At 62.8% G+C, this 530-nt stretch carries 1 protein-coding gene; it reads right to left on the bottom strand.

What is annotated here, in order from left to right; translation table 11 throughout:
* The coding region (locus AC1DSC_RS32685; protein ID WP_018907548.1) for a hypothetical protein at positions 1-299 on the bottom strand (299 nt) is incomplete at its 3' end.
* Positions 300-530 lie beyond the last annotated feature (231 nt).

The raw sequence follows: 530 nt of genomic DNA, 5'->3' as shown, positions 1-530 counted from the left end.
GCGCAATAGGCGAGGAACTCATTGACTTGCGCTGCCTTGTCGACGACCACATCGGCGTCCAGACGAAAGCACGCCGCGCGGCTGTCCGGAGAAGCCGCGTTGGTCAACGCCGCCACGATCCACTTCTTTCTGCCGGGCGTAAAAAGGGCGGCCGACACGCCAGGTCCTGTTCCCTGCTTCAGCAACAGATCCACGACGAGAAGCTGCCATGCCTCCTCGTTCGCCTGGAGGCAGGCCACAGCTTCAGCCTCGGAAAGCGCAGCCCCGACGACCTCTGCCTGCAGGTAGCCCGAGCACAACCTTGCGGTTGTCCTGGATCAACGGCTCGTCTTCCACCAATGAAAACGGCAAGCGTCATTCTGGGAGGCCTCCTGCTGATGTCGTGAACCGCACCAGCCCGCCTCGTCACCGTGCGTGCGACGTCACCGGACAGGGAGAACATTGCACCGGGTTGAACAAGGAGCAAGCTCGCATCTTCAGGGCCGCTTCGCCCCTGGCCGTCACCCGCATCACCGTGGCTTGACCGGAAT

This window comes from Variovorax sp. 01N425 (genome assembly GCF_056399465.1).
Note: the sequence above shows the minus strand (reverse complement) of the source record. Positions and strands in the feature narration are given on the sequence as shown.